This is a genomic window from Microvirga makkahensis (genome assembly GCF_009830105.1).
GTDB classification, from domain to species: Bacteria; Pseudomonadota; Alphaproteobacteria; order Rhizobiales; family Beijerinckiaceae; genus Microvirga; species Microvirga makkahensis.
The window spans coordinates 1-6531 of record NZ_WURB01000057.1 but is presented as its reverse complement, the minus strand read 5'-3'; the positions used below and the strand labels follow the sequence as shown (position 1 = coordinate 6531).

6 protein-coding genes and 1 pseudogene are annotated in these 6531 nt (G+C 64.4%); 4 read left to right on the top strand and 3 right to left on the bottom strand.

Going from position 1 to position 6531, the window contains the following annotated elements; genetic code table 11:
• Positions 1 to 185, top strand: a pseudogene (locus GR328_RS26220) (single-stranded DNA-binding protein); the annotation flags it as partial.
• A 61-nt stretch (positions 186 to 246) separates the two neighbouring features.
• Here the strand turns inward: GR328_RS26220 and GR328_RS26215 are convergent.
• The 3 genes from GR328_RS26215 to GR328_RS26205 form a co-directional block, all read right to left on the bottom strand.
• Positions 247 to 1164 (bottom strand): hypothetical protein, encoded by a 918-nt coding sequence (locus GR328_RS26215; RefSeq protein ID WP_160888588.1) that lies wholly within the window; start codon positions 1162 to 1164, stop codon positions 247 to 249.
• 79 nt (positions 1165 to 1243) lie between these two features.
• Positions 1244 to 3415: a TRAP transporter permease gene (locus GR328_RS26210; RefSeq protein WP_160888587.1), complete on the bottom strand. Its 2172-nt coding sequence runs from the start codon at positions 3413 to 3415 to the stop codon at positions 1244 to 1246.
• Between the two features lie 171 nt (positions 3416 to 3586).
• Positions 3587 to 4564 (bottom strand): TAXI family TRAP transporter solute-binding subunit, encoded by a 978-nt coding sequence (locus GR328_RS26205; protein WP_205790343.1) that lies wholly within the window; start codon positions 4562 to 4564, stop codon positions 3587 to 3589.
• 278 nt (positions 4565 to 4842) lie between these two features.
• Here GR328_RS26205 and GR328_RS26200 point away from each other — a divergent pair, with 278 nt between their 5' ends.
• The 3 genes from GR328_RS26200 to GR328_RS26190 all read left to right on the top strand — a co-directional run.
• The gene (locus tag GR328_RS26200) at positions 4843 to 5550 is read left to right on the top strand and encodes an ATP-binding cassette domain-containing protein (protein WP_160888585.1); all 708 of its coding nucleotides are present in this window, start codon (positions 4843 to 4845) and stop codon (positions 5548 to 5550) included.
• Positions 5547 to 6188, top strand: a complete 642-nt coding sequence (locus tag GR328_RS26195) for an energy-coupling factor transporter transmembrane component T family protein (RefSeq protein ID WP_160888584.1) — start codon at positions 5547 to 5549, stop codon at positions 6186 to 6188. Before GR328_RS26200 ends, GR328_RS26195 begins: the two co-directional genes overlap by 4 nt.
• Positions 6175 to 6531 (top strand): biotin transporter BioY (locus tag GR328_RS26190; RefSeq protein ID WP_205790341.1); only part of this gene is annotated, 357 nt, incomplete at its 3' end. The genes GR328_RS26195 and GR328_RS26190, both read left to right, overlap by 14 nt.

The following is a 6531-nucleotide window of genomic DNA, read 5'->3' as shown; positions in this document are numbered from 1 at the left end:
TCCGCGGCGAGCTGACGATCCTGGACGGCCGCTCGGGCGGCGGGGCGTCGGAGTACGGCGACGAGGAGCCGGGCCAGATCAGCCGCGGCGGCGAGTTCGGCCGCTCATCCCCCATGGAGCGCAGGCCTGAGCCGGCGAATGCAGGCTCCCACCGCAGCGATTTCGACGACGATATTCCGTTCTGATCGGGGAACCGTCCACGCTTGACGATCCGGGCCTCGCGCCCGGATTTTTCATTCTCCTGCCCTAGCCCCCTGGGCCGACCGAGTCCTTCTGGGCCGCGTGGCGCGCGCGCTGCGCACGCTCCAGCTCTCGCAGCTTGCGCGCCCTCTCCTGAAGCTCGTCCCGGCTGGGCAGCCACCAGCCCCTGGTCTCGCGCAAGGAATACTCCTCAGCTTCGCGGGCAGGCCGTGTCCGGTAAACCTCCTGCAAGCTCGGCATCCTCCAATGCGCCCAGACATAACGCCCCGGCTCCTCATTCACGTGAGGATAGATGCGGTTGTCCGGCACCTCCTCGATCGCATGGTGGTCGATTTCCTCGAACACCACGACACCCCAGGAGAGCGTCATGAGGGGCGTCTCGACAGGCGGGAGATCGTCTCCGGGAACCGGGTAGCGCCTGCGGCGACGCTCCGTCTGGATTGGGCTCACGGGCGAAGCGCCATGCTGCCTCTGCTCTTCGCGCCGCTTTTTCCGTTCGCCCGGTTCGCTGCGCCGGGCCGCCTCCTCGATCACGGGCCACTTCGACCGCAGTTCCTCATAGGACCGGAAGGGAACGCGCCAGACCTTTTCATCCGGGCTCCAGCGAGCCCAGGGGATGGAGCGCAGGGTTTCAACGATCGTGCGCGAATACGGCGTCCGGATACTCAGGTCGTCCCCAATCGTGAGGTAGGAGCTTTCCAACGGCTCGAAGAGATAGGCATCCCGCCCTTTGGCATCCGCGTGACGGTCCAGGGTTTCGAGTTCCTGCGCCATCCAGGTATCGAGCCTCTGCGCGGCCGTGGTTCCCGGAACGAACCAGCCCAGCTCTTCTCCGCGCCAGCGCGCCCGAGGGAATGTCTCGCGGAACCGGCGCACGAGGTCGCGGTCATAGGGAAAAATGACGAAAGCGCCGGGGCGTTCACTGTCCGACGGGATGATCTGAAAGGCGGATACGAACTCCATCGCGTGCCCCTGCAGGACTCTTCGAGCGAGGCCCTGCAGGGACAACAGGCGATGGACGGATTGGATCCTGAACCTGCGCTCAGGCTGGCCTAGGAGCGACCTGAGCGCGCATCTTGAGGAGCTGGGACACGACGACCGGGCTGGCGATGGCGAGACCAATCAGAGTGGTCTTGAGATCCGGCGCGATGATCGGCAGGGACGCGATGCCGATGAGCCAGCGCTCCCATGCCCGCATCTCCGCCAAGGCATAGCCGGCGAATGCCATGGACAGGAACAGGATGCCGACGATGGCGCCTGCGGTCACCAGAAAGAAGCTCGTCCAGGTGAAATCCGGCGTCACCAGCAGCATGGCTGGGCCGTAGACGAAGACGAAGGGCACGAGAGCCTTGCCGAGGCCGAGCCGGAACGCGGTGTTTCCGGTCTTGAACGGATCGGCGCCCGCCATGCTCGCGCCCGCATAGGCTGCCAGAGCCACGGGAGGCGTAATATCGGCGAGCACCCCGTAATAGAACACGAAGAAATGCGCCACGATGGGGGTCACACCGAGCAGGCCCAGAGCGGGAGCCGCCACCGTCACCATGATGATGTAGTTCGCGGTCGTGGGCACACCACAGCCGAGCAGAATGCACACGATGGCCGTCATCAGCAGCGTGAAGAACAGCGTCATGCTGTTCACGTCCATGAGCCATACGGGAAGGAACTCGCTCATGGTCTGCGCCATCTGCGCGGCGAACGACGTCACGATGAAGGAGATCTTGAATCCGACGCCGGTGAGCGTGACGATGCCGACGATGATGCCTACGGTGGCTGCAGCGGCACCCACGCTGATGGCGTATTTCGCGCCAACCACGAAAGCGTCGATGAGTTCGAGCACCTTCGCCTTGCCGGCTTCGCTCGTCACATAGGTATAGATCATCAGCCCCATGACCAGCAGCAGAAGCGGCAGCACGAAGATGGTCTGGGTGAGAAGACCGGCCGCAATGGCGCCAGCGACGGCAGCGAGGAAGCCCAGCGTCACCACGGGAATGCGGCTGACGCCCACCACGATGCACGCCGTAATGCCCCAGAAGGCGGCCAGATAGGGCGTGAAGCCGGAAAACAGCACCATCAGAAGAACGGCCAGCGGCATGATCGTCTGCCAACCCTCGCGGATCACCTTGGCGGCGTTCGGAAGCTCCTCCGACGGCAAGCCGCGTAGGCCGGCGCGCTTCGCCTCCAAATGCACCTGCATGAAGACGCCGAAGAAATGCATGCAGGCGGGGACGAGGGCCGCGAGAATGACGGTCTGATACGAGACGTTCAGGAACTCGACCATGAGGAAGGCGGCCGCGCCCATGATCGGCGGGGTGATCTGGCCGCCGGTGGAGGCTGCGGATTCGACGGCCGCCGCGAAATGGCGCTTGTAGCCGACGCGGATCATGGCGGGGATCGTGAGGGAGCCGACCGTCACCGTGTTGGCGATGGACGAGCCCGAGATCATGCCGAAGAGGGCCGACCCGAAGATCGACACCTTCGCAGGGCCGCCGGCATAGCGTCCGGCCAGGCACGTGGCGAGATCGATGAAGAGCTTGCCCAGCCCGACGCGTGTCGCGAGCACACCGAACAGCACGTAATGAAAGACATAGGTCGCCACGACGCCGAGCGCGATGCCGTAGATGCCCTGGCTCGTGAGGTAGAGATGGTTGACGATGTTCGGCCAAGAGGCGCCGGGATGCTGCAGGATGCCCGGCATGGAGGGGCCGAAATAGGCATAGAGCATCACGCCGATGGAGATGACGGGTAGCGGCCACCCGACGGAACGCCGCGTCGCCTCGAGCAAAAGAACGATGAGAATCGTCCCCATGGCGACGTCCGTCGGCGTCGGATTGCCGACGCGGAATGCCAGCTCGGTGAAGATCCACGGAACGTAAAGGCTCGCAACCGCAACCGCGACGGCGCAAGCCCAGTCGATGAGAGAAATGCCGCCCGGCCGCCACAGGCTCGACGGGGCGACCCGGTCCTGATCGGCCTTGAAGGCCGTGAACACGAGGAAGATCAGGCCGAGCACGAACGCCATGTGAATGCCGCGATGCGTGGCCTCGCGCAGCAGGCCGAAGCCTGCCGTGTAATAGTGGAAGAGCGAGAGCGCGATCAGCAGGCCCGCGACGAGCCAAGCCGTTCCCGGCAGGAGGGGACGGAAGCGCATCTCGGGATCGAATTTTTCCTCAAGGCTGCGGTTCTCGATCAGGGCGGACGTGTCGGGCGTGGACATGGCGGTTCTCATGGTCAGGCGGCCTGCGCACCCTTGCGCCGCCGCTCTTCAGAACGAACTCTGCGCATTTGCCTGCATCTCGACTGAACCGGATATCGCAGGCAAGTGCTTCAAAACACGATGCCTCCCGCGTCGTGAGGCGCGGGAGGCGGATATGGAAGGCTTCTCGGGTCAGCCCTTGAGCAGGCCAGCCTCCTTGTAGAAGCGCTCGGCGCCGGCATGAACCGGAATACCGGCACCCGCAAGCGCATTCTCCTTGCGGATCATCTTGCCTTTGGCGTGGCCGGCGTCCAGAGCGGCGCGGGCCTTGTCGCCCCAAAGGCCCTTCGTGACCTGGTAGACGACCGCGTCCGGCACCTTTGCGGAGGTGACCCACTGTGCGCCGACGGCAAGCGTCTTCACGGCGCCGACATCCTTGTAGGTCCCGGCCGGGATCTCGTCGGCGGCAAAGAAGCTGTACTGCTTGCGGATGGCATCCGCCTCAGGTCCGGCCAGAGGCACGATATCGATGCCGCCACCGGTCGCCGCGAGCTCCGTGATCGCGCTCGTCGGATAGCCGCCGACGAAGAAGAAGGCGTCGAGTCCGCCGTCGCGCATGCGCTCGGCAGCCTGGTTCGGCTTCAGGAAGTCCGCCTTCACGTCGCTTTCCTTGATGCCCCAGCCGCTCAGGATGATCCGGGCGTCGACAAGCGTTCCGGAGCCCGGTTCGTCGAGCGAAACGCGTTTGCCCTTTAGGTCAGATACGGATTTGATGTTGGCGGACTTGGCAGCGACGAGATGGATGCTCTCCGGATAGAGGTTGGCGATGAGGCGCAGATCCTCCATTTTGGGCTTGCCTTCGAACAGGCCCGTTCCCGTATAGGCCCAATAAGCCACGTCGGCTTGGCTGAAGCCGGACTCGAGGGCGCCCGATGCGATGGAATTGATGTTGGCCACTGAGCCGTTGGACGCCTGGGCCGTCAGGACGAGCTGCGGCGGGTTCGAAACGGCGTTCGCAATCAGGCCACCGATAGGGTAATAGGTTCCTGCAGTGCCGCCGGTCCCGATACGGAAGAAGGCCGGCGCCTGCGCAAAGGCGTTGCGCCCCAGAGCGGCGGCAGCGCCTACGCCAAGTCCGAGCTTGGCCAAATCGCGACGGGTCAGTTTCATGGACATCGTTTCCCTCATGAGGCAAAACCGCTGCAATACGGTTCGGCGCCACTCTAGCGCATATCTCCGCTCCGTCCATCGAGGGAGATGGTAAGGTTTTGGATAAGTGCGTGCCTCATCGAAGGAAATCCCGTTCCTCGTCCCGTGAGTTGCCCATGACGCAAGCCATGAAGCAAGCCCGGACTTTGTTTCCGGACCTCCGGGATCGGGTTCTTGTGTGATGCCGTCCGAGACCCTTTTGACCGAACGATCGCCAACGCCGAAGGACTCGTCATTTCGTGACCGCGCCTCATGTCATTTTCGACCGGGTCAGTTTCTCGTACGGAGATCGCAGCGTGATCCCCGATCTTTCGCTTGCTCTGAGCGAGCGGCGGGTGGGACTGATCGGCTCGAACGGATCGGGGAAGAGTTCCCTGCTCCGCCTGGTTCACGGCCTGGCGCAACCCACCGGCGGGACCGTGACCACGGTGGGCCTGAATACGAAGACCGACCGAAAGAAGATTCCATCCCGCGTCGGGTTTCTCTTCCAGGATCCGGACCGGCAGATCATCTTTCCGACCGTCGGCGAGGAGATCGCGTTCGGGTTCGAGGAACGGGGATTGACGCGTCAGGAGGCGCAGCGCGAAGCCCGCTCCTGGCTTTCCCGCTATGGAAGGAGCGATTGGCTGGAACGCGGTGTTCATGAATTGTCGGAAGGGCAGAAGCAGCTCGTCTGCCTCATCTCCGTCATTGCCCTTCAACCCGATTTGATCCTTCTCGACGAGCCCTTCGCGAGCCTGGACCTGCGCACGCGGCTTGCATTCGCGAAACAACTCGCCGCCTTGCCCCAGCCACTGATCATGGCGAGCCACGACCTCAATTTTCTTGCCCGTTTCGACCGGATCCTCTGGCTCGAAGGAGGACGCATCCGGGCGGACGGCCCACCGGAGGACGTTCTGACAGCCTACGACGCGGCTGCGCGCGCGCAGCCGGAGGTGATCTCATGATTTCGAGCTATGTCTCCCGCGCCACATGGCTGCATCGCGCGCCCGCAGGGCTCAAGCTGGTTGCGATTGCGCTCCTGAGCCTCGCCGTTCTTCCCATGACGGACTGGCGCTGGCTCGCTCTCGGGCTCGGCGCCCTGCTGCTGGTCTATGCAAGCCTCGGGCGGGATATCCTCAGCAGACTCGGCCTTCTGAAGCCTCTGCTCCCGTTCCTGCTCGTGATTGGCCTGATCCAGGCATGGATGGAATCGTGGAGCGGCGCCGCCGCGTCGGTCCTGCGCATCCTTCTCATGGTGGCAGCGGCGAATCTCGTGACTCTGACCACGACGATGCAGGACCTGATGTCGGCCGTTGCCCCCGTGTTCAAGCCCCTGGCGCATCTGGGTGTCAATCCTCGGGCTCCCGCTTTGGCCGTCGCCCTTCTCCTGCGGTTCGTTCCCGTCCTGCTGGAGACGTGGAGCCAGAGGGAGGACGCATGGCACGCCAGGACGGGACGGCCGGTCGCCCTCCGCCTGCTTGCACCCTTCGTGGGGGATGCTATGCGAATGGCCGACCGGATTGCCGAGGCCCTCGAGGCCAGAGGCTTCGATCCATCCACCCCCTCGAGAGGGAAACAGGAAGGCAAGCATGACTACCCGTAGCCTCGTTCGCATCGCCCTGTTCGCCGCCATCATCGCGGCCCTCGGCCTGTTGCCGAAATTCGACCTGCCTTTCGCCGGCGGCGTTCCCATCACGGCGCAGACCCTCGGCGTCATGCTGGCGGGCGTTCTCCTGGGGCCCCGTCAGGGGGCGGCAGCCGTTCTGCTCGTCATCTTCGTGGTTGCGCTCGGGGCCCCGATTCTGGCCGGCGGCCGCGGCGGCCTTGGCGTCTTCGCCGGACCGACGGTCGGCTTCCTTCTTGGCTGGCTTCCTGGCGCTTTCGTCACCGGCCTCGTCTTTCACGCTTTGCCCAAGCGGCTCCCGGTCGGGGTCTCGGCGGCTGTG